At 58.4% G+C, this 23796-nt stretch carries 25 protein-coding genes; 23 read left to right on the forward strand and 2 right to left on the reverse strand.

The window, feature by feature from the left end:
• Positions 1-27 precede the first annotated feature (27 nt).
• Complete coding sequence (locus ACF8YQ_RS05760) at positions 28-510, reverse strand: DUF6586 family protein (RefSeq protein WP_219193493.1); 483 nt, start codon at positions 508-510, stop codon at positions 28-30.
• Positions 511-728: 218 nt separating this feature from the next.
• On the opposite strand from ACF8YQ_RS05760, the gene ACF8YQ_RS05765 reads away from it, so the two are divergent.
• The 23 genes from ACF8YQ_RS05765 (at position 729) to flhB (ending at position 22485) form a co-directional block, all read left to right on the forward strand.
• Entirely contained in the window at positions 729-2087 is a 1359-nt protein-coding gene (locus ACF8YQ_RS05765; RefSeq protein ID WP_396622855.1) for a DUF1329 domain-containing protein, read from the forward strand.
• 81 nt (positions 2088-2168) lie between these two features.
• Positions 2169-2498 carry an SOS cell division inhibitor gene (locus ACF8YQ_RS05770; protein WP_396622856.1) on the forward strand — a complete coding sequence of 110 codons (330 nt, stop codon included), beginning with the start codon at positions 2169-2171 and terminating at the stop codon, positions 2496-2498.
• A 70-nt stretch (positions 2499-2568) separates the two neighbouring features.
• The gene (locus tag ACF8YQ_RS05775) at positions 2569-4017 is read left to right on the forward strand and encodes a sigma-54 dependent transcriptional regulator (RefSeq protein ID WP_396622857.1); all 1449 of its coding nucleotides are present in this window, start codon (positions 2569-2571) and stop codon (positions 4015-4017) included.
• 213 nt (positions 4018-4230) lie between these two features.
• On the forward strand, positions 4231-5466 hold the full coding sequence (locus ACF8YQ_RS05780) for a PAS domain-containing sensor histidine kinase (protein ID WP_222447860.1): 1236 nt from the start codon (positions 4231-4233) through the stop codon (positions 5464-5466).
• A gap of 23 nt (positions 5467-5489) precedes the next feature.
• Positions 5490-6935, forward strand: coding sequence for a sigma-54-dependent transcriptional regulator (locus ACF8YQ_RS05785; protein ID WP_396622858.1), 1446 nt, complete (start codon positions 5490-5492; stop codon positions 6933-6935).
• 255 nt (positions 6936-7190) lie between these two features.
• Positions 7191-7559 carry a flagellar hook-basal body complex protein FliE gene (fliE, locus tag ACF8YQ_RS05790; protein WP_011785472.1) on the forward strand — a complete coding sequence of 123 codons (369 nt, stop codon included), beginning with the start codon at positions 7191-7193 and terminating at the stop codon, positions 7557-7559.
• 15 nt (positions 7560-7574) lie between these two features.
• Entirely contained in the window at positions 7575-9281 is a 1707-nt protein-coding gene (fliF, locus tag ACF8YQ_RS05795; protein WP_222447862.1) for a flagellar basal-body MS-ring/collar protein FliF, read from the forward strand.
• Positions 9274-10317, forward strand: coding sequence for a flagellar motor switch protein FliG (gene fliG, locus ACF8YQ_RS05800; RefSeq protein ID WP_011785470.1), 1044 nt, complete (start codon positions 9274-9276; stop codon positions 10315-10317). Before fliF ends, fliG begins: the two co-directional genes overlap by 8 nt.
• Positions 10317-11207 (forward strand): flagellar assembly protein FliH, encoded by an 891-nt coding sequence (locus ACF8YQ_RS05805; RefSeq protein ID WP_396622859.1) that lies wholly within the window; start codon positions 10317-10319, stop codon positions 11205-11207. Before fliG ends, ACF8YQ_RS05805 begins: the two co-directional genes overlap by 1 nt.
• Positions 11188-12579 (forward strand): flagellar protein export ATPase FliI, encoded by a 1392-nt coding sequence (fliI, locus tag ACF8YQ_RS05810; protein ID WP_396622860.1) that lies wholly within the window; start codon positions 11188-11190, stop codon positions 12577-12579. The genes ACF8YQ_RS05805 and fliI overlap by 20 nt, the downstream gene beginning before the upstream one ends.
• On the forward strand, positions 12579-13022 hold the full coding sequence (gene fliJ, locus ACF8YQ_RS05815) for a flagellar export protein FliJ (RefSeq protein ID WP_022991623.1): 444 nt from the start codon (positions 12579-12581) through the stop codon (positions 13020-13022). Before fliI ends, fliJ begins: the two co-directional genes overlap by 1 nt.
• Before the next feature lie 137 nt (positions 13023-13159).
• Entirely contained in the window at positions 13160-13465 is a 306-nt protein-coding gene (locus ACF8YQ_RS05820; protein ID WP_014421036.1) for an STAS domain-containing protein, read from the forward strand.
• 10 nt (positions 13466-13475) lie between these two features.
• The gene (locus ACF8YQ_RS05825; protein ID WP_396622861.1) at positions 13476-15200 is read left to right on the forward strand and encodes a SpoIIE family protein phosphatase; all 1725 of its coding nucleotides are present in this window, start codon (positions 13476-13478) and stop codon (positions 15198-15200) included.
• 23 nt (positions 15201-15223) lie between these two features.
• Positions 15224-15574: an Hpt domain-containing protein gene (locus ACF8YQ_RS05830; protein WP_022991620.1), complete on the forward strand. Its 351-nt coding sequence runs from the start codon at positions 15224-15226 to the stop codon at positions 15572-15574.
• A gap of 97 nt (positions 15575-15671) precedes the next feature.
• Positions 15672-16844: a flagellar hook-length control protein FliK gene (locus ACF8YQ_RS05835; protein WP_396622862.1), complete on the forward strand. Its 1173-nt coding sequence runs from the start codon at positions 15672-15674 to the stop codon at positions 16842-16844.
• A 181-nt stretch (positions 16845-17025) separates the two neighbouring features.
• Positions 17026-17526, forward strand: a complete 501-nt coding sequence (gene fliL, locus ACF8YQ_RS05840) for a flagellar basal body-associated protein FliL (protein ID WP_396622863.1) — start codon at positions 17026-17028, stop codon at positions 17524-17526.
• Between the two features lie 42 nt (positions 17527-17568).
• A complete protein-coding gene (fliM, locus tag ACF8YQ_RS05845; protein ID WP_011785461.1) occupies positions 17569-18567 on the forward strand; it encodes a flagellar motor switch protein FliM in 999 nt (332 codons plus the stop codon).
• Positions 18560-19060 carry a flagellar motor switch protein FliN gene (fliN, locus tag ACF8YQ_RS05850; RefSeq protein ID WP_023009861.1) on the forward strand — a complete coding sequence of 167 codons (501 nt, stop codon included), beginning with the start codon at positions 18560-18562 and terminating at the stop codon, positions 19058-19060. The genes fliM and fliN overlap by 8 nt, the downstream gene beginning before the upstream one ends.
• A 1-nt stretch (position 19061) precedes the next feature.
• Positions 19062-19511, forward strand: a complete 450-nt coding sequence (fliO, locus tag ACF8YQ_RS05855) for a flagellar biosynthetic protein FliO (protein WP_396622864.1) — start codon at positions 19062-19064, stop codon at positions 19509-19511.
• Between the two features lie 4 nt (positions 19512-19515).
• A complete protein-coding gene (gene fliP, locus ACF8YQ_RS05860; protein WP_396622865.1) occupies positions 19516-20277 on the forward strand; it encodes a flagellar type III secretion system pore protein FliP in 762 nt (253 codons plus the stop codon).
• 9 nt (positions 20278-20286) lie between these two features.
• Positions 20287-20556, forward strand: coding sequence for a flagellar biosynthesis protein FliQ (gene fliQ, locus ACF8YQ_RS05865; protein ID WP_011785457.1), 270 nt, complete (start codon positions 20287-20289; stop codon positions 20554-20556).
• A gap of 4 nt (positions 20557-20560) precedes the next feature.
• On the forward strand, positions 20561-21346 hold the full coding sequence (fliR, locus tag ACF8YQ_RS05870; protein WP_396622866.1) for a flagellar biosynthetic protein FliR: 786 nt from the start codon (positions 20561-20563) through the stop codon (positions 21344-21346).
• Between the two features lie 2 nt (positions 21347-21348).
• Positions 21349-22485 carry a flagellar biosynthesis protein FlhB gene (gene flhB, locus ACF8YQ_RS05875; RefSeq protein WP_011785455.1) on the forward strand — a complete coding sequence of 379 codons (1137 nt, stop codon included), beginning with the start codon at positions 21349-21351 and terminating at the stop codon, positions 22483-22485.
• Between the two features lie 52 nt (positions 22486-22537).
• On the opposite strand, the gene ACF8YQ_RS05880 is transcribed toward flhB, so the two are convergent.
• Entirely contained in the window at positions 22538-23794 is a 1257-nt protein-coding gene (locus ACF8YQ_RS05880) for a uracil-xanthine permease family protein (RefSeq protein WP_396622867.1), read from the reverse strand.
• Between the last annotated feature and the right edge of the window lie 2 nt (positions 23795-23796).

Consider the following 23796-nt stretch of genomic DNA (forward strand, 5'->3'; position numbering starts at 1 on the left):
GTTAATGGATTGGCTCCGGCAGGCGGATTACCACTCGCTGTGTTGCTCGTCTATCTCTCTGGTCAATACGGTCATGGCAGCCAGTATCTTGTTCAGAGCCTGAACGGACCGATCTGGCCCCTGATCTGCCGAGACCGCAATGATGTTTTCTTCCGTCACGGTTTTCCGTGTCTTGGGCGGTTCTCCAGCGGCAGTCTCCAACTGATTCAGCTGTTGCCACCAGCTGCCTGGTGTTTCAGCCAGTTCCTTCAACATCCCGCCTTCCGCAATCGCATAGGGAAACAGCGCCTCCAACTCGTCGATGGAGGCCGGTCTGTCGACTTTGTTCTGGTGGCATCGGGCAATCATTACCAGCAGGAGTTCTCGAGCCCGCAGCAACAACTCAATGGCACCTTGCAGTTGGGCTTCTCGTTCCGGCGCAGTCGCTGCTTCGTCTTGCTCAACCCGGATTAGTAACGTTTTGGCCAGAAACAGCTTTTGCGAAACCAGAGAATGCCATTGAGATGCCATGAAGAAACCTGCGAACGAAAAATCAGAGAAACAGGGCCGGTAAAACTTTGGGAGTTTACCATTTCTGGCTGTTTATTTCTCGCTCTGTCCGCTTTGTGGAAATACCGTTTCACAAGAAACTACAAACAACCACTTGAAACGGGCGTTTGAAACTGGCAAAAAGAGCGTCAGATTGGGTGAGTATTGACCACTCATGTGACTCACGCTGGAGGTTGAGGATGCGAAACCGATTAATTGCTGCCATCGCAGTTGCTGTTATGGGGGCGTCCAGTCCGCTGCTGGCAAAAGTAACACAAGCTGAAGCAGCGCGCCTGAACAATGAGTTGACGCCGGTTGGTGCCGAGCGCGCGGGTAACGCGGCAGGCACTATTCCAGCCTGGGATGGTGGGCTTGCGACGCCACCGGCAAACTGGCGTGAGGGATCTGTAGAAGTTAATCCGTTCCCTGGCGACAAGGCCCTCTATGTGGTGACAGGGGATAACCTGGACCTTTACCGGGACAAGTTGTCGGACGGCCACATCCGCATGCTGGAGCAATATGGCCCGGAATTCTTCATGCCGGTGTATGAAACCCGTCGGACAGCGGCGTTTCCCGAGCATGTTTACGAAAAGTTTCGTCAGAATGCCCTGACCGCCGAGTTGCTGGACAACGGCAACGGGGTAAGAGACACCATCATGACCAGCCCGTTCCCCATTCCGCAGAATGGTCTGGAAGCGATCTGGAACCACATTCTCCGGTACCGTGGTGAGGAAGTGTCCTTCCGAAGTGCTTCAGCCACTCCTCAGGAAGACGGTTCTTTCAACCCGGTGGTCAACCACTATGATTATTTCTTCGCCTATAGCCAGATAGGCGCAGATCTTGCGGATATCGACAACAAGATCTTCTATCTGAAAACCGAGACCATCGCCCCGACCACTCTGGCTGGCACCATCACCCTGGTGCACGAAACCCTGGATCAGGTGCGTTCACCTCGTCTTGCGTGGCGTTACGATGCCGGCTCCCGACGTCTGCGTCGGTCTCCGAATCTGGCCTATGAAACCGACCTGCCGAATTCCTCGTCGCTGCGTTCGGTTGACCAGAAAGACATGTATAACGGCGCTCCGAACCAGTATGACTGGGAGCTCAAAGGCAAGCGGGAGCTGCTGGTGCCCTACAACGGATACAAGCTTCACGATTCCAGTGTCCGCCCTGAGGATGTCATTCGCCCGAACCACATCAACCAGACACTCGCCCGCTATGAGCTGCACCGGGTCTGGGTGGTAGAGGCCAAGCGTCGTACCGGTATCGGTCACATATACGAGCGCCGTGTGTTCTACATTGACGAGGACAGCTGGCAGATTCTGGTCTCCGAGGAATACAACGAGAAAGGCGAGCTCTGGCGCGTTTCGGAGGCTCACAATATCAGCTACTACAGCGAGCCGGTCTTCTGGACCACCATGGAAATGACGTATGATCTGAAGGCTAACCGTTATTACATTGATGGTCTGGACAACGGTTACCCCGCCTATAATTTTGCGCCGGGGTATCGTGGTAACGAGTTCACAGCCTCTGCGGCCCGTCGCGCTGCTCGGCGCTAACCGTCCACTTGCGTGGCGCCATCGCTGTTCGATGGCGCCCTTCCGTTGGCCAGCCTGTCCTGCAAACCCTGGAGATTGCTGATGGCCAACCCTGAAACCCTCCTTTCCGATCTGGATCAGCTCCAACACGAATTGAAGCAGGCCCTGGACAACCAGGACTGGGAGCAGTTGAGCCAGCTTAATGCCCGGGTTCGGCCAACGGTGGAGCTGTTGATGGCTGAGCTTGAACAGGCCCGAATCGACGCCACGTTGGTACGTGAGCGACTGGAAGCGCTGAATCGTTTTGTGGCCGAGGCCGATGCCGCCGCTGTGAAGGCCCGCGACGAGGCGAAAGCCTCATTGAAGGGGGTCAGCCAGAACCGTAACGCCGCCAAAACCTATCAGAACGTCTCCTCGAATCGTCAAAGATAGCGTCATAAAATTGACTCGGGCCGACATACGGTCTTAAATACCGCACAAATCCATGAAGAGATTCCTGTGAATGTCCAAAAATAACAAAGTGCTGGTGCTGAGTGAGGATGAAACCAGACAGCGAGATCTGGTCACCATTCTGGAGTTTGTCGGTGAAGAGCAGGTGATTTCCGGCGACGAGGCTTTGGCGCTTTTGGCGAGTGACGATGATCAGGCCTGGGATAGTGTTTCGGTAGCGGTCGTCAACGGCACCGAATCCGGCGCCTGTTCCGCCATAGAGCAGGTGTGCCGGGCCATGACCGGTGTACCAGTGTTGCTGGTTGGCGACCCTGAGCTCAAGGGTTTGTCAGAGGACGATGCGGCACGAGTGATTGCGCGGATGGAATGGCCGCTGAACTACACCAAGTTCGTGGATTCCCTGTACCGCGCACAGATCTATCGGGACCAGTTCAGCCGCAACCAGCAGCGCGGCCAGCAGCGTGGTGTGCAGCTGTTCCGCAGCCTTGTGGGAACCAGCCGGAAAGTCCAGCAGGTGCGTCAGCTCATGGAGCAGGTGGCTGACAAGGACGTGAGCGTTCTCATTACCGGTGAATCCGGTACCGGCAAGGAGGTGGTTGCCCGCAATCTGCATTACCATTCCTCGCGGCGCGACAAGCCGTTTGTGCCGGTGAACTGTGGTGCGATTCCGGCAGAGCTGCTCGAAAGCGAGCTCTTTGGCCATGAGAAAGGCGCGTTTACCGGTGCCATCACGGCGAGGGTGGGGCGCTTCGAGATGGCGGAAGGCGGCACCTTGTTCCTGGATGAAATTGGCGATATGCCCCTGAACATGCAGGTGAAGATTCTGCGGGTTCTACAGGAACGCACCTTTGAAAAAGTGGGCAGTAATCGCACCCAGACCGCCGACGTACGGGTGATTGCGGCGACCCACAAGCACCTTGAGGACATGATTGAATCCGGAGACTTCCGGGAGGATCTGTACTACCGGCTGAACGTGTTCCCCATCGAAATGCCGGCACTCCGGGAGCGGGTGGAGGACATTCCGCTGTTGATTAACGAGCTGATTTCCCGGATGGAGAAAGAGAAGCGTGGTTCATTGCGGATGAACTCGGCGGCCATCATGAGCCTGTGTCGTCATGATTGGCCGGGCAATGTCCGTGAGCTGGCGAACCTGGTGGAGCGCCTTGCCATCATGCATCCTTACGGCGTGATCGGGGTTCAGGAACTGCCGAAGAAGTTCCGCTATGTGGACGATTACGACGAGAATCGTCCGGTAGAGGATTCCGGTATGCCCTCGTCAATACCAGGGCTGGTGGGGTTGGATGCGCCGGCGTTGCTGCCGGTGAATGGCATCGATCTGAAGGACTATCTCTCCAATCTTGAAAAGCAGTTAATTCAGCAGGCTCTGGATGAAGCCAGCGGTGTGGTTGCCCGCGCTGCCGAGAAGCTGCGGATACGGCGCACCACGCTGGTGGAGAAAGTACGAAAGTACGGGCTGAGGGACGACTCGGAAGAAGCCTGAAGTCGCTGAGGTGGCTGGCTTGAGATGGCGTCAAAGGTTTGTAACCTGCGACGCCATCGTTGTTTCTGGCCGACGATAATCCGTCACTCCGGGTTTCGGAAGTTTTGTTACTATCTGAAAATAAAGAATAAACCATAATTGGCACGCTGTTAGCTTTAACCTTTCCGAACGAAAGTATTGATGGCCCCGCCGGGCCTGTCAGGGGGAAAGGTTATGAGCCACGCACATGTCGTTATGGAGTCCCGCCAACAGCCGGATGCCAACGCCGCGGCTGATGTCAACGACAAGGTGACAGCGCTGTTTCCACAACAGGACGATGAGGCTGTGGATTCTGCGCTTGAGCTGTTCAATCGCATGTCTCGCCAGATTACCGATTCCTATCGCACCCTTGAATCAAGGGTGAATCAGCTGTCCGGTGAGCTGTCTTATGAATCACGACAGCGCCAGCAGGAGCTGGAGCAGAAAGAACAGCTGGCGGACAGGCTTTCTACCTTGCTGAATGCCCTGCCTGCGGGTGTGGTTGTACTGGACAAACATGGCACCGTCAGCCAGAGCAATCCGGCCGCCATTGCCTTGCTCGGCGAGCCGCTTGAGGGCGAGCGCTGGATTGACGTTATCCGCCGTTGTTTTGCACCCCGTAACGATGATGGCCATGAAGTTTCCCTGAAGGATGGTCGCCGGGTCAGCATTGAGATCCGTACCATGGAGAATCAGCCGGGTCAGTTGATCCTGCTGACCGATCTGACTGAAACGCGCCAGCTCCAGTCGCAACTGGCTCATGCCCAGCGCCTCTCTGCCATGGGCAAGATGGTTGCGTCCCTGGCCCACCAGATTCGCACACCGCTGTCTGCTGCCATTCTCTATGGTGGCCATCTGAGCCAGCCGGATCTCGATGAGGAGCTACGTCAACGTTGCGCTTCCCGGCTGATGTCCCGCCTGACCCATCTGGAACAGCAGGTTCGTGACATGTTGATCTTCGCCCGCGGTGAAACCCGACTGGCGGAAGAGCTGGATTCGTCGCGCCTGGTGGAAGCGCTCGAGTCTGCTGTTGATGGACTCAAGCTTGCGCCAGGTGTGCAGGTGACCCTGGACAACCAGGTGCAGACGCCTTGCCGGCTGATGTGCAATCGCGATGCCCTGGTCGGCGCCTGTACCAATCTTGTGAATAACAGTCTGGAGGCAGGGGCAGCCGATGTTTCAATCGTCGTTTCCGCTACCTCTGGCCGCCTGGAAATCCGGGTGTCCGATAACGGGCCCGGGTTCGAGCCTGGTGAGGCAGGTCGGATTATGGAAGCCTTCTACACCACCAAGTCCCATGGCACCGGCCTCGGGCTGGCCGTGGTGCAGGCTGTGGTCAAGGCCCATCAGGGCGAGTTTTCGATTTCATCCCCCGGACAGCAAGGCGCCGACGCGATAGTTCGGCTGCCTATTCTGACAGCCCGGTTTTAAAGAACAGGTTGGAGGTGCATAGCATGGCAAAGGCCCAGATTCTGATTGTGGAAGATGACCACGACCTGCGCGAAGCTTTGGTAACGACGCTGGAACTGGCGAAATTCCAGGTGCGGGAAGCGGCCAGCGCTGAAGATGCGCTGGCAAGCCTGGCCCGGGCGCCGGTCGATATGGTGGTCAGCGATGTAAATATGCCCGGCATGTCCGGCCATGAGTTGTTGGCGGAAGTTCAGCGCTTGTATCCGGGGCTGCCCATGATGCTGATTACCGCGTACGGCCAGATCAGCCACGCGGTGTCTGCCATGCAATCCGGTGCCATCGATTATCTGGTCAAGCCGTTTGAGCCTCAGGTTCTGGTGGAAGCGGTCAGTCGGGTCGTGGGCGGAAGCCGCCAAAAGGCTGGCGATGAGCCGGTGGCTGAGGATCCGGTCAGTAAACGCATGTTCCAGTTGGCCGCGAAAGTGGCGGCCAGTGATTCCACAGTGATGATTTCCGGTGAGAGTGGTACCGGTAAAGAAGTGTTGGCCCGCTATATCCATCAGCAGTCACCCCGAGCGGATGAGCCGTTTGTCGCGATCAACTGTGCCGCTATTCCGGAGAATATGCTGGAAGCCATTCTGTTCGGTCACGAGAAAGGTGCTTTCACGGGTGCCGTTGCAGCCTCTCCAGGTAAATTCGAGCAGGCCAATGGCGGAACCATCCTGCTGGACGAGATTTCCGAAATGGATCTTGGTTTGCAGTCCAAGCTGCTGCGGGTATTGCAGGAGCGGGAAGTGGAGCGCGTCGGTGGTCGCAAGACCATTCAGCTGGATGTTCGTGTGCTGGCGACCACAAACCGTGATCTGGCGGACTACGTGCGCGAGGGCAAGTTCCGCGAAGACCTTTATTATCGATTGACGGTGTTCCCGATGCGGTGGCAGCCCCTGCGGGAGCGGCCGCTGGATATTCTGCCCCTCGCCCGTTCACTGTTGAAAAAGCATTGCCGCAAGATGAAGCTGACCGGCATCACCCTGGCCGAGGATGCCCGTAAGGCACTGATGGCTCATGCCTGGCCGGGTAATGTCCGGGAACTGGACAATGCCATTCAGCGGGCGCTGGTGTTGCATCAGGGTAATGTAATCCACGCCGGCGATCTTTGTCTGGAGCTTGGGATTACCGGTGCCTCTGACTTTGGTGCACCCGCCGAGCCGGCTATTTCCGCCAGGTCCATGGAGGTCCCTGCGGCTGACGTGCCAGACCCCGAGGCGGGGCTGGAAGCGGATTCAGCGGCTGATGAGGCGATTGGCTCACTCGGAGATGATCTGCGCCAACAGGAGTTCCGTATTATTATCCAGACCCTCAAGAAAGAACGTGGCAGGCGCAACCGGGCAGCGGAGCAGCTGGGCATCAGCCCGCGAACGCTTCGTTACAAACTGGCCCAGATGCGAGATGCCGGTATCGATCTTGATGCGGAGCTGGCCATGGCCTGAGTCAGGGCCTTTGTTGTCGACCTTATATTCCTTCGGGCACCCTTCGGGGTGCCGTTTTTTTACCCGCCTGCCGGGTCTTCTTTTTCGGTCTGGTTTCACTCCTGTCAATTCTTTGTCACGTAGACGCCTTCCACTGTGAAATGCTTTATTAACCCGTTGAAATAAATGGTTTAACCGTTTCTGGCCTGTTGCTTGCTTTCAGTTCATTTGAGTCAGCAACAAGTACAGGCCCGACGGGGCCGCCGGGAGAGTGTGATGGTTCAACGTGCCGACATAAACAATGTTCTGTCTGAGATCCGGAATCTGCGTACCCAGATGATGCAGAACCAGAGGATTGAACAGGATCAGTCCGTACGTGGCCGCATCGATGGCCCACGACAGGTTCAGGAAACTCAGGAAGTTCCCAGCTTCAGCGATATGCTGGGCAAGGCCGTCAACAATGTGCACGAGGTCCAGAGTCAGGCCAGCGAACTCAGGACGGCCTATGAAATGGGCGATCCGAATGTGGACATTACCCGGGTAATGATTGCTGCCCAGAAATCTTCCGTGTCTTTCGAGGCGCTGACCCAGGTGCGTAACCGGGTTGTGCGGGCCTACGAAGACATTATGAATATGCCGATCTGATAACGGAGCAACAGCATGGCAAGCGTACCCGCGGAAACCGCCGCCTCTGACCTGCCGGCTACCCAGGAGAGTGATACTCCCGAGAGCCGTAGCAATCTTTTGCTCGGGTTCAACCGATTGAATCTGCTCCGCCAGGTCGGGCTTATGGTGGGGCTGGCCGCCAGCGTGGCGCTGGGTGTGGCTGTGGTGCTCTGGGCCCAGGAGCCCAATTACCAGCCGGTGGTGGGGGATCTGTCTGCCTACAATCCGCAGGACGTGACCACCATCCTCGACAGCAACGGTATCGATTACAAGATGGACCCCCGCACCGGAGCGCTGCTGGTGCCGTCTGAGCAGGTATACAACGCGCGCCTGAAACTCGCCGCAGAGGGCGTGACCGACCAGAAAACCATGGGCTATGAGTTGCTGGACCAGGAACGTGGTCTGGGAACGTCCCAGTTTATGGAAACCATCAGCTACCGGCGCGGACTGGAGGGCGAGCTGGCCCGCACCATCGCTGCCATGCGCGGTGTCCGGAATGCTCGTGTGCACCTGGCTATTCCAGAGCGCTCGGTGTTTATCCGGGATGCCAGGGAGCCAACCGCCTCGGTGTTTCTTGAAGTATTTGCGGGACGTCGTCCGGAGCCCGAGCAGATTCGGGCCATCGTCAACCTAGTGGCAGGCAGCATTCCGATGATGAACCGGGATCAGGTGACTGTGGTTGACCAGAACGGCAATCTGTTGACGGGCGATGACGTTCAGGCCGAAACAGACCGGATGAAAGACCAGTATGAATACACGTCCAGGGTTGAAGAGCGGCTGACCCGCCGTGTCGCCTCATTGATTGGCCCGATTGTCGGGGAAGGGCGTTACCGCGCGGAAGTCACCGCCGACCTCGACTTCTCTGCGGTCGAGCGTGCCGAGGAGTTATACAATCCGGAGCAACAGGCGGTGCGCAGTGAGCGCGAGTTGTCTGAGCAGCGTGTGGCGGGAGCCCAGGGTGGCATTCCCGGTGCGCTGGCCAATCAGCCGCCAGGGGCTGCGACGGTTCCGGAGCAGGCCACTGCCGCCCCAGGGGAAGATGGCGCTCCTGCAGCTCCGCCGGTGAATGTCCGGAGTGAATCCACCCGGAACTATGAACTGGATCGTACCGTCAGCTACACCCGTCAGGAGCTGGGTGCGGTCAAGCGGGTGACCGTGGCCCTTGCCGTGGATGACATGAAAGTGGTCGACCCGGAAACCGGCGAGGTGAGTTATCAACCCTGGCCAGAGGCGGAACTGCAACGGCTGAGCATGCTGGTGCGTGATGCGGTTGGCTATTCCGCGTCCCGAGGAGACAGCGTTACCGTCATGAATACCGCGTTTGCCCCTGAGGAAGCGGTGGAGTTCGAAGCTCCGGGCTTCTGGGAGCAGCCCTGGTTCTGGGATTTGATGAAGCAGGTATTGGCAGGACTGGTCATTCTGATTCTGGTTCTTGGCTTGCTGCGCCCCACCCTGAAGACGCTGTCCGGTGGCGGCCGCCGCGAGCGTGGTGAAGGCGGAGAAGAGGGGGAGTATGGTGGCCTTGCTGATATCGAAGGCGGGCAGGCACTACGCGATGCCATGTCGTCTCAGGATGACCTGCTTTTGCCGGGCGCCACAGACAGCTATGATAGGCAGTTGAATGCACTCAAAGGCCTGATTGCGGAAGATCCCGCCAGGGTTGCACAGGTTATGCGCCAGTGGGTGAACGTCGATGACTGAAGAAAACGGCCAGTTGCAGGGGGATGCCCCGAAAAAGCCGCAGCGCAAGATTCCGCGAGTGGAGCAGGCAGCGATCCTGCTGATGTCTCTGGGTGAAGCGGACGCTGCGGAGGTGCTCAAGCACATGGGGCCGAAAGAGGTTCAGCGGGTTGGCGTTGCCATGGCGCAGATGAAAGACGTCAGCAAGGACGACGTCACCTACGTGCTTAACCAGTTTGTGGATGCAGTCGGCGGCCAGACCGGTTTGGGGGTTGGTAATGACGACTATATCCGGGCGATGCTCACTCAGGCGCTGGGTGATGACAAGGCCGCGAGCCTGATTGACCGAATCCTGATTGGCGGCAATACCACCGGCCTGGATACTCTTAAGTGGATGGAGCCCCGGGCTGTGGGCGATATTATCCGTTACGAGCATCCCCAGATTCAGGCCATTGTTATCTCCTACCTAGACCCGGACCAGGCCGCTGAAATTCTTGGCACACTTGATGAAAAAGTGCGACTGGATGTGATGATGCGGGTGGCGTCGCTGGAAAGCATTCAGCCACAGGCCCTGCAGGAACTGAACGACATCCTTGAGAAGCAGTTCTCTGGTGGCGCAGCCTCCCAGACCAGTCGGATTGGTGGCGTGAAGCGAGCGGCCGATATCATGAACTTCATGGATCGGGGGATTGAGGGCTCGTTGATGGATTCCATCAAAGACATGGATCCGGATCTGGCGTCCACCATTGAAGACCTCATGTTCGTGTTTGATAACCTCAAGGATATTGATGATCGGGGTATTCAGGCGCTGCTTCGAGAGGTCTCCTCGGAGGTGCTGGTGGTGGCGCTCAAAGGTGCCGACGAAGCCGTCAAGGAGAAGATCTTCAAGAACATGTCCAAGCGTGCTGCGGAGTTGCTGCAGGATGATCTGGAAGCCAAGGGGCCGGTCAAGGTCAGCGAAGTCGAAGCGGCCCAGAAAGACATTATCACCGTTGCTCGCCGTATGGCTGAAGCCGGCGAGATCTCGCTGGGTGGTAGTGGCGAAGAAATGATGTGATGAAAGATTCCGATCAGGACAGCAAGCGCATACCGAAAGAACAGATGACCGCCTGGGAACGGTGGGAATTGCCCCTGCTTGATGAGCGCGGAAACCAGGTTGTCGAGGAAGAGGAAGTCAAGCCGCTGACCGCGGCCGACCTGGAAGAGATTCGCCAGGCTGCCCGCGAGGACGGTTTTCAGGAGGGCCGCCAGGCCGGGTACGCTGAAGGCTTTGAGCAGGGACGTGCTGACGGGCACAAAGACGGCTACGCCTCTGGCGAGGCGGAGGGCCGAAGTCACGGAGAGCAGCAGGCAGCAGAGCAGACGCGCCAGGAAGTTGCCTCCCGGATGGAACGGCTGGAGCATCTGATGGGTGAGCTGTTATTGCCCATAGAGCGCCATGAGGACGAGTTGGAATCGGTGCTGGTCAACCTCACCACGGTGCTGGCACGGGCGGTGGTCTTCCGTGAGCTCAGTATTGATTCTTCGCAGATTCGCCAGGTGGTACGTCGGGCGCTGTCTTCGCTGCCTTCGACCGCTGACAATCTCCGCATTCATATCCATCCTGACGATATCGAACCGGTACGGGAAGTCACAGAGCGCCTGGAATCACCGGCGGTCCTCATTGAGGACGACTCTCTCATGCCTGGTGGCTGTAAAGTGGAATCGCGCCATAGTCTGGTGGATTACACCGTGGAGAAGCGCTTCCAGCGGGTGGTTCAGGGTATGCTGGAAGAACAGCTGGCGGAGCCTGCCGGTCCGGATCAGGAGGAGCTGGCACCCAGTATGGGGGAGCTGACCGATTTTCACCGGGATGTGCTGAGTGATTCGGGCATGACATCACCACCAGAATCCGAGTCTGACGAATTCAACGACCAGGGCCAGGACGATGACATCACGCCTGGCTGAACGGTTACGGCAGCTTCAGGGGGCCATCAGCGACGAGCCTGCGCCAGAATTGTCTGGCCGGCTTACGCGCATGGTGGGTCTCACGCTGGAGTGCGTGGGTTGCCCGATGGTGGTGGGGGACCGTTGTCTGATTCAGGGTGATAGCGCCACCAGTGTTGAAGCGGAAGTGGTGGGGTTTGAGGAAGATAAGGTTTACCTGATGCCGCTGACCGCCATCGAAGGTCTCAAGCCCGGAGCCCGGGTGATTCCTCTGGCCTCGGCCAGCAGGGTACCGGTGGGCCCGCAAATGCTGGGGCGAGTGGTGAATGGTGCCGGCGACCCGCTGGACGGCAAGGGACCGTTGCAGGCAGAGGCCAGAGTGCAGCTGACCGGCGACATCATCAACCCATTGAACCGGGCTCCGGTGCGTCAGTCCATGGATGTGGGAATCCGTGCAATCAACGCGTTGCTGACCGTAGGGCAGGGGCAGCGTCTCGGCCTGTTTGCCGGCAGTGGTGTCGGTAAGAGTATGCTGCTGGGAATGATGACCCGGTTCACGGATGCTGACATTACCGTGGTTGGGTTGATTGGTGAACGGGGCCGGGAGGTCAAGGAATTCATCGAGGACATTCTCGGCGATGAAGGCCTGGCTCGTTCCGTGGTTGTAGCCGCTCCGGCAGATGACTCGCCGTTGATGCGCCTGCGCGCTGCCATGCTCACCACCCGAATTGCCGAATACTACCGCGATCAGGGTAAGCGCGTTCTTCTTTTAATGGATTCTCTCACCCGCTACGCCCAGGCACAGCGGGAGATCGCCCTGGCCGTTGGCGAACCACCGGCGACCAAGGGGTATCCGCCCTCGGTTTTTGCCAAGCTGCCGCAACTTGTTGAGCGCACAGGCAATGGCCGACCCGGCGGTGGTTCCATTACCGCGTTTTATACCGTTCTGACGGAAGGCGACGATCAGCAGGATCCCATTGCCGACGCAGCCAGGGCCATCCTTGATGGTCACATCGTCTTATCCCGGCGGCTGGCGGAAGAAGGCCATTATCCGGCGATTGATGTGGAGGCCTCTATCAGCCGGGTAATGCCCCAGGTGACTGATTCTGAGCATTTCTCCCGGGCCCAGAGATTCAAGCAGGTTTACTCCCGTTACCAGCAGGCCCGTGATCTGATCAGTGTGGGTGCCTATGTGAAAGGTTCCGACCCGGAGACTGACTTTGCCATTCAGCACATAGGCAATATGAGCCAGTTTCTGCAGCAGGGGCTGAATGAAAGTGCTCCCCTTACGGAGGCGATTGAGCAGCTGCTGGCGGTGGTGCCCGAACGGCGTTCTCCGGAACGAAGAAAGACGGCGGTGCCGAATCCCGCCGGCAACCGGGATAATGCCTGATGTTGCGATCGAAACGGCTTGAAGTTGTCCTCTCCCTTGAAGAGCGAAAAGAGCAGGAAGCTCTGGAGCGCCTTGGTGAAGCCCGTAAGCAGGTGGAGGCGCACCGAGAACAGGTGGAAAACCTGGAGCGGTATCAGCAGGAGTATCGTGACCAGATCCGCGCCAGCCAGCAGGGTGTTGTTCCTGTGGCGCGGCTGCAGGCCTGGCAGGCGTTTATCGCCCAGCTGGACCAGGTGATTGCCCAGCAACAGCGGCAGCTGCAACAGGCGGAACAGGTGTTTGAAGCCAGGCGCCGGGAGTGGCAACAGGCCTGGGAACGTCGCCGTGGTATGGAAAAATACATTGAGTCCTGTCGGCAACAGGAACAGCGGGAGCGGGATCTCAGCGACCAGAAACTGGCGGACGAAGCTGCCGGTCGGGCCTTTGCCCGGCGACAGCGATAATTGTAGTCCCCGGTGATCTGCATCAGATAACCCGGATGCAATTTCCGTTTATTTGACTATCCTTTACCAGATAAGCTTGCCATCAATGGCTGGCAGCGAAGGAAAGTCATTGGTGGAATGTGCCGGGAGGTTCAGGAATGCCTATAGAGACACGCCGGAGCGATGACGGCAAGACCCTCACGATCTGCGTGGAGGGTCGGTTCGATTTCAGTACCCATCAATCCTTTCGGGATGCCTACGAGCACAGCGAACCCACCGTCAGCCACTACGTCATTGATCTTTCAGACACCACTTACCTCGACAGCTCTGCTCTGGGCATGTTGCTTCTGTTAAGGGATCATGCCGGCGGAGATGGCGCCCGCATCTCAATCGAGAACTGCAACAGCGATGTCCGGCGAATTCTCTCCATTTCCAACTTCGAGCAGTTGTTCAGCATTCGCTGAGGCGATTCCCTTGAAGGTACTTCTTGCCGAGGACAGTGCCAGCGACAGGTTGATTCTGGCGCGGCTGGTAAGCCGCCTGGGCCATACCGTGATTGAGGCCGAAGACGGTACCGAGGCGGTGGAACTGTTCCGGGAATCCCAGCCGGATCTGGTGTTGCTGGACGCCCTGATGCCCCGGATGGACGGAATGGAAGCCGCCCGCCAAATCAAGGTGCTGGCAGGCGAGCGCCTGGTGCCGCTCATCTTTCTCACCTCCCTGTCGGGGGCGGGTGATCTGGCCCGGTGTCTTGAGGCCGGCGGCGACGACTTTCTCGTCAAACCCTACAATCGCGTGATTCTGGAAGCGAAGATTAACGCGTTTAATCGTATGAGGGGGTTGCACCAGGCATTGTCGGACCAGCGTGACCATATTCGGCGCCAGAATCAGCAGATGCTGGACGAGCAGCGCACGGCGCGGCGGGTGTTTGATAACATTGCCCATACCGGTTGTCTGGATGCCCCCAACATCCGCCACCATGCATCCCCCCTCTCGGTTTTCAACGGTGATGTATTGTTTGCTGCTCAGCGCCCCGGGGGCGGCACTCTGGTGTTTCTGGGTGATTTCACCGGGCACGGATTACCTGCCGCCATTGGCGCCATGCCGGTTGCTGAAATCTTCTACGGGATGGCGGCCAAAGGCTTTGGCGCCCCGGATGTCCTCCGGGAAATTAACCGCAAGCTTCGGCGAATACTGCCGGTAGGCATGTTCTGTTGTGGTTTGATGGTTGAGGCTGACTTCAAACACAACAGCCTGCGTGTCTGGAATGGTGGCTTGCCGGATGGCTGGCTGTTGCGTGCCGGAGGCGACCGTGTCGCCATTCCGTCCCGGCATCTGCCGCTGGGTGTCCGGGAGCCGGACCAGTTTTCGGCCTCCATGACCGTGCTGGATGCGGCACCGGGCGACTGGCTGGTGATGATGACCGACGGGCTCCCCGAGGCGCCCAACAGTGCGGGTGAAAGTCTGGGCGAGGAAGGTGTCCTGAGCGTGCTGGCCGGGCTGGAAACAGGGCAGGAGCCGTTCGAGGCCCTGCTGGCGAGAATGCAACAGCATACCGGTAAGCCAGAGCTGGCCGATGACCTGACGCTGTGCTGTTTGCAAATGGTCCGGGCGGAGGCGCCCGAGGCAATGCCGGACAAGATTCCGGAATCGGCGCTGACCGGGCCGGCGGACTGGCACTGCATCTATGAGCTGCGGGAACAGACCCTGGCAGACTTCAACCCACTGCCGCTTTTACTGCATGTCTGTATGGAAGTGCCCGGTCTGAGGAGCCGAAGCGGCGAGGTCTACACGCTGTTGTCGGAACTTTACAACAATGCCCTGGAACACGGTGTGCTGGCCTTGTCCTCAGAGTGGAAAACGTCACCGGGCGGTTTCAGTCGTTATTACCAGGAGCGAACACGCAGACTGGGTAACACTGATGGGCATTTCATACGGTTTTCTCTGGAGCATCAGCCCAGGGAGGGTGGAGGTACCCTTACCGTTGTCTGTGAAGACAGTGGTGATGGTTTTGATTTTGCTGAATATTCTGACACAGTGATGCAACAGCAGGCGGCTTCAACCGGCCGATACGCGGGCCGGGGGCTGGAAATCCTCCGGCGTATGACGCGAAATCTCAAGGTTCACGGCCGGGGCAATCGCGTGGAAATCGTCTATGATTGGTGGTTCCCCGACGCGGCCATAATCAGTGGCGCCTGAGTGCCGACAAACGAGGATAGCGAATGAACGACAAACCCCATCTTGACGTGGAGGCGCTGGCCGAACTGCAGGATGTGATGGAAGACGAGTTTGATGTCCTGATCCAGACCTACCTGGCAGACTCCCGTTCACGCATTGACGACCTGAGAGATGCGCTGGCAACGGCCGATCCGGAGCACTTCGCCAAGACCGCGCACAGCTTCAAGGGCAGTTGCATCAATATCGGTGCTCCCAGGCTCGGAGGACTGTGTTTTGAGGCCGAGCAACTGGGCAATGACGCCACTCTGGAACAGGCCCCTGCAGTGCTTGAACGGATTGAGGCCGAGTTTTCGGAGGTAGCCCAGCGTTTGCTGAACTTTGGCCAGGAGGCCTGAACGTCAGCCCGTGTGAAGGTTTGGCACCGCTTTTGCAGCTCGCAGGAAGACGCTCCGAACAGGGGCTACCTGAGATCTAAAGCGGCAAGAGGTTGCCATGCAACAGACCATACTTCCCCAGGCACCGGCGAAAACGAGTCAGCCAGAGGTCGGTGCAGCGAATTCGCAGGGCCGGAAGGACCCGGAGGCCGGTGACAGTCGTTTTGACGAGCTGTCCAGGGCCGAGCAGAAGCGGATGGATGCCAAGCGCGCCGAACGTCGGGATCAGCCTGATGCCGCGCAGGAACGCAAGACAGCCGACCGGGCTGATGAGAAAGCTGAAGCCTCCAGTGCCCGGCCAGAAAAAAACGATACGCCCACTGACCAAACGCAGGTAGCGGACTCCGATTCACCGGCCCGTCCTTCCTCGGCCAGTGACACCAGCAATACCAGCGATACTGAGGCAGACGATGCCCTGGTCGTTGCCGAACCGCTGATGCCCCTGACATTTGCCAATCTTCAGTCGCTGTATCCTGCAGCCGCCAACCAAGCCGGTACGGGCGGGCCTGAGAGCCTGGCTTCAAGTATGGCGCTCACAGGAACTCAGGCCACTTCCGGACTGATCAAGGGCCTGCCGGGGCAAACATCTGTCGGGGGAGGCAGCACCGCTCTGGCTCCGGGCATGCAGCTAACCGACCTGCTTGCCGGTGCGACAAGCGCTGAGAGCGCCCGTCCCGTTGATCCGACCAGTCTGCTCTCCAATCCCAGATTCCAGAGTGTAATGGAAACCGCAGCACAGCCCGGAAAACTGGCGGCGGACGCCAACATTCCGCTCCGGGGCTACACCACCTCGGTGGATGTCCCGGTTGGACAGGCGGAGTGGGGCGACAAGGTCATGGGCAAGCTGAGCTGGCTGACCGCCCGCAATATGTCGGTTGCCGAAATACATCTGACGCCTCCGGATATGGGGCCGATGGAAGTCAAGGTGAAAGTCCACAATGATCAGGCCAGTGTCACCGTGCACGCGGCCAACCCGGTGGTGAGGGAGCAGCTCGAACAGCACTCCCACCGGCTCCGCGACATGCTGGGTGAGCAAGGGTTATCCCTCGGGCAGTTTGATGTCTCTGACCAGGGCGGTCAGCAGGCCGGTGGCGAGAGTGGTGAGGCCGGTGAGGGGGATGGTCGTTCCTCTGGTGGATCATCACTGGCCAGCCACGATGCTGATGCAGAGTCGTTGAGCACCGGCCAGCTTGATCTGGGCTGGCGGGGCGAAGTGGACGTCTTTGCCTGAGTCCGGATGATTTCTGAACAATTCAGCCTGCTGTCTTCCGACTTCTTTGCCCATCCCCTCTGGCAACGCTAAACTGCGGTTCTGAAAACAGGGGATGGGCTGTCTGGCCCGGCCTTTGCATCACACCAGAGAAAGGTTGTTCGGAGCCTCCCGGACGCCAAAAAAGTGACAAGCGAGTGTTATGGCCGAAAATACTGCGACCGAAGCGCCTGCCAAAAAAGGCAAGCTGAAACTGATCATCATGCTGGTGATCATCATTATCCTGGCGGTGGGGCTTTCCGTGGTCGGGACACTCTGGTTCCTGGGTGGCGGACTGCCCGGCGCAGAGGACAGCGAAACCACGACTTCAGCCGAACCCGCTTTTGTTGCCAGCAGCTATACCGATATCGAGAAAGCCCTGGTGACCACCGTTCAGGCGCAGGGTCGCCAGCGCTATGCCCAGGTCTATGTGTCGTTTGAGGCCAAGGATCCTGCAGCACTGGCTGCCGCTGATGTTCATATGCCGCTTATCCGCAGCCAGCTGGTGATGGTGCTGGGCAGCAGCGATTTCATGCAGTTGCAAACGCCGGAAGGTCGTCAGACGCTGGCCGACAGCATGCTGCAGGCCGTGAATCAGGTGCTGGAGCAGGAAGGGGAGCCGGCAATCGACCGGGTATTGTTCCGGAATTTTGTGGTTCAGTAATCGTACCGGGCGGATAACCAACAGTTAGGGGCAGGAACAGGTATGCAGGATTTACTGTCACAGGACGAGATCGATGCCCTCCTCCACGGGGTGGATGATGGTGACATCGATACCTATGAAGAGACCGATGATACCGGCGTAAAGAACTACGACCTCGCCAGCCAGGATCGGATCGTCCGTGGCCGCATGCCAACGCTCGAGATGATTAACGAGCGTTTTGCCCGCTATACCCGTATCAGTCTGTTTAACCTTCTCCGCCGCAATGCCGATGTCTCCACCGGCGGTGTCCAGATCATGAAATTCGGTGAGTACATCCATACCCTGTATGTGCCCACCAGCCTTAACCTGTGCAAGGTTCGCCCGTTACGCGGTACATCCCTGTTCGTGCTGGATGCCAAGCTGGTGTTCAAACTGGTGGACAACTTCTTCGGTGGTGAGGGTCGCCATGCCAAGATCGAGGGCCGGGAATTCACCCCTACCGAAACCCGCATTGTGCAAATGGTGCTGAATCAGGTCTTCCACGACATGAAAGAAGCCTGGCATGCGGTCTTGCAGGTGGAATTCGAATACCTCAGTTCGGAAGTCAACCCGGCCATGGCCAACATCGTCAGCCCGAGCGAAGTGGTGGTGGTCAGTACCTTCCATATTGAACTCGATGGAGGAGGCGGCGAACTTCATTTTGCACTGCCGTACTCGATGATCGAGCCAATCCGCGATGTGCTGGATGCGGGTGTGCAGAGTGATATTGATGATGTCGACGAACGCTGGGTAAACGCCTTGCAGGAGGACATCAAAGAGGTCAATGTGCCAATCAATACCACCGTCTGCCGGCGCCGCATCTCTTTGCGCGACATTGCCCGGATGAAAGCCGGCGATGTGATTCCGGTAGAAATTCCCGAGCACCTGACGGTGACCGCCAATGGTATTCCAATCTACAAGGCAACGCTGGGCACCCGCGACGGTAAGCTGGCGCTGAGGATTCACGACCGGGCCAAGTTGCCCAAGGTAAAGAAACAACTGAAGGTGGGACGCAATGGCTGACGACGACAAGAAAGACGAGCAGGAACTCAGCGAAGACGAAAAGCTGGCGGCCGAGTGGGAAGCGGCAATGGACGAGTCTGGCGATGCAGAGGGCTCCCGGGAAGACGAGTGGGCAGCGGCTATGGCCGAGGCTGAGGGTGGCGACGATCAACCTGAAGCGGAGCACCAGGACGTGCGCACCGCTCCCATGGAGGAGTTTGGCGCGGACCAGGGCGCTGGTGGTGGCGAGTCTCCGGACATCGACGTGATCCTGGATATCCCCGTCACCATCTCCATGGAAGTGGGCAACACCCAGATTCCGATACGCAATCTGCTCCAGCTGAACCAGGGCTCGGTGATCGAACTGGACCGGCTGGCGGGCGAGCCACTGGATGTGCTGGTCAATGGCACCCTGATCGCCCACGGTGAGGTGGTCATGGTGAATGAGAAGTTCGGTATCCGGTTGACGGACGTGATCAGCCCGGGCGAGCGAATCAAACGGCTGCAGAAATAATATGACAAGACTGACTGGCTGGTTGCTGCTTTGGGCACCGTTGCCGCTGTTGGCTGAGGAAGCGGCAAAGGCGGGAGATACCGCGGCCTCGGGCGGGCGTGCCCCGGATACTGTGGCGACGATACTGAGCCTGGGAGCCGGCCTGCTGGCGGTGGTGGCCATCATTTACGGCTGTGCCTGGCTGATCCGGCGGATGAGCGGTATGACCGGTATGAACAACAATGCCATCAAGGTGGTGTCCGTACTGGCCATCGGCGCCAGGGAGCGTATCGCGCTGGTGGAAGTGGGGCAGCAGCAGATTCTGCTTGGTATCACACCCAGCACGATCAGAACCCTGCATGTATTTGATGAACCGGTGGTGGATGCCGGCACTGCCGGTTCCAGTGACTTCGCCCGCAAGCTGCAGTCCATGATCGGCAAATCCTGGTCAGCGCCGGAAAGGAAAGACTAACGTCATGGTGGTGGCCATTCTCAAACGCAGTTTTCCCTGGTTTGCCCTGATTGCCGGCCTTTGCCTTCCCGCCCTGGCCCAGGCTGATCTGCCGGGCATTCCGGCGTTTACTGTTGAACCCGGAGAGAACGGCACTGAGGAATACTCGGTAACCCTGCAGATCCTGGCGCTGATGACCGCGCTGACCTTCCTGCCGGCCATGCTCATGATGATGACCTCGTTTACCCGGATCATCGTGGTCTTTGCCATTCTTCGTCAGGCCCTGGGGTTGCAGGCCACGCCCTCCAACCAGATTCTGCTTGGGCTGGCGCTGTTCCTGAGCATCTTCATCATGAAGCCGGTACTGGAAGAAGCCAATCGGGTGGGTCTGCAACCCTATTTGCAGGAAGAGGTTACCTCGCTGGAAGCGGTGGAACTGGCCAGTCAGCCGTTTCGCAAGTTCATGCTGGAACAGACCCGGGAAGACGACCTGGCGCTGTTCATGAGGATTGCCGATGTTCAGTATGAAACACCGCAGGACGTGTCCTTCTGGGTTCTGATGCCGGCGTTTGTCACCAGTGAACTGAAGACAGCGTTCCAGATCGGATTTATTCTGTTTATTCCGTTCCTGATCATCGACATGGTGGTGGCCAGCGTACTGATGGCCATGGGTATGATGATGCTGTCGCCCATCATCATCTCGCTGCCGTTTAAAATCATGCTGTTTGTACTGGTGGATGGCTGGGCCCTGATCATGGGTACCCTGGCTGCCAGCTACGGGATCTAGGAGGCAATTATGACTCCGGAAACGGTTATTGACATACTGCGAGAGGCGCTCTGGCTGATTGTATTGCTGTCTGCCGTCATCATTGGGCCGGGCCTGGTGATTGGTCTTGTGGTCAGTACCTTCCAGGCGGCGACCCAGATCAACGAGCAGACCCTCAGTTTCCTGCCTCGCCTTCTGATCACACTGATCGTGATCATTGCCGCCGGGCCCTGGATGCTGACCACCCTGCTGGACCACGCCAACGGGCTGATCTCCCGCATTCCCTATCTGATCGGCTGAGCCCATGCTGCCGGCGGAGTTCAGTGCGGATCTGATTGGCCAGTGGGTGGGGCAGCATATTTGGCCCTTATTCCGGCTGGCCAGCTTCCTCATGGTCATCCCCATCTTCGGTACCCAGCTGGTACCTGCCCGTGTTCGGCTGGGACTGGCCCTTTTGATGACCATTCTGATTGCGCCCATGATTCCTGCTGTACCCCAGGTGGAAGCGCTCAGTGCCGACGCGGTCGTCATCACGCTGCAGCAGATCCTGATTGGCGTTGGCCTGGGCTTCGCCCTGACCGCACTCTGGCAGTTGTTTGTGATCGCGGGGCAGATGATTGCCATGCAGATGGGCCTGGGCTTTGCCTCCATGGTAGACCCCGCCAACGGGGTTAACGTGCCGGTACTGGCACAGATCTACACCATCACTATTACTCTGCTGTTTCTGGTGATGAATGGCCATCTGGTGGCCTTCGAGGTGTTTATCGAGAGCTTCTATACCCTGCCTATCGGCATGGAGGGGCTGGGGCAGGGTGGTGTGTGGGCGCTGGCTCATCGCATAAGCTGGATGTTTGCCTCCGCCATGTTGCTGGCATTGCCGGCGGTGACTGCGGTTCTGATTGTGAACATCTCTTTCGGTGTGATGACACGCGCAGCACCGCAGATGAACATCTTCGCCCTCGGCTTTCCGATTGGCCTGATTTTTGGATTGTTTGCTATCTGGGTCTTACACGCCAATTTCCTGCCACACTTCGATCAGTACACGCGGGAAACGTTCGATTTCATGCGTGCTCTGCAAGGGCAACCCTGACCATGGCCGAAGAGAACGACAACAGTCAGGAAAAAACCGAAGAGCCTACCCCCCGACGCTTGGAGAAGGCCAAGGAGGAAGGCCAGACGGCCCGTTCCAAGGAACTGGCCACCATGGCGGTATTGCTGGCCGGTGCTGGTGGGCTTCTGATTTTTGGTACGTCGCTTGGCGCATCTATTGAGTCCATCATGCGCGACTCCTTCGTGATCGAGCGCTCTGCGATTTTTGATACCCGGCATATGAGTGTTCAGCTGATACTGGCAGCCAAAGAGGCGGCTTGGGCGCTGTCACCGATACTGGTGATGTTGCTGATTGCCGCCATTGCCGGCTCCATTGGCATCGGCGGTCTGCTGTTCAGTGCCAAGGCCATCGCACCGAAATTCAACCGGATGGATCCGATCAAGGGCCTGGGGCGAATGTTCTCCATGCGCTCCCTGATCGAGCTGGTCAAGGCGATTGCCAAGGTGGGCCTGGTGATGGCGGTCGCCATCCTGATTCTGAACCTTCGCACCGAAGATCTGCTCGCCATCGCCGAAGAGCCCACCGTTCCGGCCATGGAGCATGTACTGTGGACATTGGGCTGGAGTTTCTTCTTCCTGTCCTGCGCCACCATTGCCATTGCCGCCATCGACGTGCCTTTCCAGATCTACGATCACCAGAAAAAGCTCCGTATGACCAAGCAGGAGGTCAAGGACGAGTACAAGGACACCGAGGGCAAGCCGGAGGTCAAAGGCAAGATTCGCCAGCTCCAGCGGGAGATGGCCCAGCGCCGGATGATGCAGGACGTTCCCAAGGCCGATGTGGTGATTACTAACCCGACCCACTATGCCGTGGCATTGAAGTACGATCAGAAAACCATGGGCGCGCCAGTGGTGGTGGCCAAGGGGGCAGACGAGGTGGCCTTCAAGATTATGGAAATTGCCAGGGAGAACAAGGTCGAGGTCCTGCGAACACCGCCACTGACACGGGCGGTGTATCACAATACCGATATTGGTGAAGAGATTCCGGACGGCCTGTACATGGCCATTGCTCAGGTGCTGGCCTACGTCTTCCAGCTGCGTCAGTTCCGCAAGGGCCGGGGGCCGAAGCCCGGCATGCCGGACTTCCCGATTCCGCCCGATATGCGGCGCGATATCTGAAGCCCTCTATTCCGGGGATCGGAATAGAGGCAGGATATTGCTTTCCGCGGGGTCAGCTGGATTCGTGCTGGTGAATCCGTTTGCCCCAGGCTTCACGTTCGCCCGGCAGGATCAGGTTAAGGATGATGGCAACTACCGCGCATAGGGCGATGCCTTCCAGCTGGCCCAGCGCCATGTTGCCGATACCAAAGACCAGGGTCACGCCCACGATCACCAGATTACGGGACTGGGACAGATCCACCTGGTGGCGGATCAGGGTGTTCAAACCCACCACTGCGATTGAACCGAACAACAGGCAGAGGATGCCGCCCATGACCGGCACCGGAATGGTCTGCAGCGCGGCGCCGAACTTGCCGACAAACGCCAGAACAATGGCAACCAACGCCGCCCACCACATGACTTTCGGGTTGAAGTTCTTTGTCAGCATCACCGCACCGGTCACTTCGGAATAGGTGGTGTTGGGCGGGCCGCCAAGCAGCGAAGCAGCGCTGGTGGCCAGGCCATCACCCAGCAGGGTACGGTGCAGGCCCGGTTTTTCCAGGTAGTTCTTGCGGGTAACGTTGCCGATGGCCAGAACGTCGCCGATGTGTTCGATGGCCGGTGCAATGGCGACCGGAATCATGAACAGGATAGCGCCCCAGCTGAACGCCGGTGCTACGAAGTTTGGCATCGCCAGCCACTCAGCCTGCTGGATGGGAGTGGTGTCAACAATGCCCATGATGGCGGAGAGAACGTACCCCACGAGGACGCCGAACATGATCGGGATCAGCCGGAAAATGCCCTTGGCCCAGACCGACATGATGATGGTCACGGCCAGGGAGATCATGGCAATCCAGATGGCGGTGTTATAGGGCACCAGCTGGGTCTGGCCGTCACCGGTTTTGCCTGTAGCCATAAACACTGCTACCGGAGCCAACCCCAGGCCGATGGTCATGATGACCGGTGCAATCACCACTGGAGGCAACAGCCGGGTAATGAAACCGGTGCCGCGCAGACGAACCGCCCCGGACAGGATGATATACAGAATGCCTGCGGCCATCAGGCCACCGAGGGTTTCTTCCAGGCCAAAGCGGCCTTTGGAGGCCAGCACCGGCGCGATGAACGCGAACGATGATGCCAGGAAGATCGGGATCTGGCCACCGGTGACAATGTGAAAGATCAGGGTGCCCAGGCCGGCAGTGAACAAGGCGACGTTGGGATCCAGGCCGGTAATCAGTGGCATCAGCACCAGGGCGCCAAAGGCCACCAGCAGCATCTGGGAGCCGGCAATGGCCTGTTTCCAGACCGGATCGTTGTTATGGTCCTGCATGC

Source organism: Marinobacter sp. W-8 (assembly GCF_044342215.1).
GTDB lineage: Bacteria > Pseudomonadota > Gammaproteobacteria > Pseudomonadales > Oleiphilaceae > Marinobacter > Marinobacter nauticus.